The sequence below is a fragment of the Streptomyces sp. NPDC036822 genome (assembly GCF_055609145.1).
Genome location: NZ_JBVJPY010000067.1, coordinates 1 through 1,080 on the forward strand (window position 1 = coordinate 1; position 1,080 = coordinate 1,080).

General features: G+C 66.7%; 1 pseudogene. It reads left to right on the forward strand.

Annotation, left to right across the window (positions count from 1 at the left end):
• Window positions 1-77: 77 nt before the first annotated feature.
• Window positions 78-1,057: pseudogene (locus tag ACZ68P_RS36210) on the forward strand (IS5 family transposase).
• Window positions 1,058-1,080 lie beyond the last annotated feature (23 nt).

A 1,080-nucleotide genomic window follows, 5' to 3' on the forward strand; every position in this document is an offset into this window, starting at 1 on the left:
CTAGGGACTGTGTGATGTCGTGATCAGCTTCTGAGTTCTTCACTCTGCGCGGAGTGGGATCCGGTAGGACTGTGGTCGTGACCCGGAGGCAACTCACTAATGCTCAGTGGAAGTTCATCGAGCCGTATCTGCCGATTGGTAGGTACGGCCCGTACCCGGAGCGGTTGCGGGAGCAGTTCGAGGGCGTGATCTGGCGGTTTCGGTCCAGTGGTCAGTGGCGGGAGATGCCTGCCGAGTTCGGGCCCTGGGCCACTGTCTACGGACGCTTTCGGGTGTGGCGGGACGCCGGTGTCTTCACCGCCCTGCTGGAAGGCCTGATCGCCGAGGCTGCCCGCGCGGGCAGAACGGACTTGTCGCTGGTCAGCGTGGACTCCACCACGGTCCGCGCCCACCACGACGCCGCAGGGCTCCGCGTCAGCAAGCACCTCATGTCGGCCCTGGAAGAAGCCGCGCAGGAGCAGGAGACAGCCCGACAAAAAGGGGCAGCACGGAGGAACGAAACGGACAGGCCGAGCGTCGGCGCTTGCGGCGCCGACGCAACCTCCGCCTGAAGGAGGCCCTGCTCGGCCGGTCCCGGGGCGGACTGACCAGCAAGATTCACCTCGCCGCCGACCGCAGGTGCCGTCCGCTCGCGCTGGTCCTGACCGCCGGGCAGGCCGGGGACAGCCCGCAGTTCATCCCCGTCCTCGCGAGGGTGAGGGTCCGCCTGCCTGTGGGCCGTCCCCAGACCAGGCCCGGCGCGGTCGCCGCGGATAGGGCCTACTCGTCCCGAGGCAACCGCTCCTACCTGCGCAGACGCGGTATCAAGGCCGTCATTCCCGAGAAGAAGGATCAGGCCGCCAACCGCAAGAGGAAGGGCACACGAGGCGGCCGGCCCGTCAGCCACGATGCCGACCTCTACAAACAGCGGAACACGGTCGAACGCCTGATCAACAAGCTGAAGGCCTGGCGAGGCATCGCCACCCGGTACGACAAGACACCGGACAGCTACCTCGCCGGTCTCCACCTCCGCGCCGCAATGATCTGGATCGACGACCTGCTCAAGAGCACCCAATGATCACGACATCACACAGGCCCTAG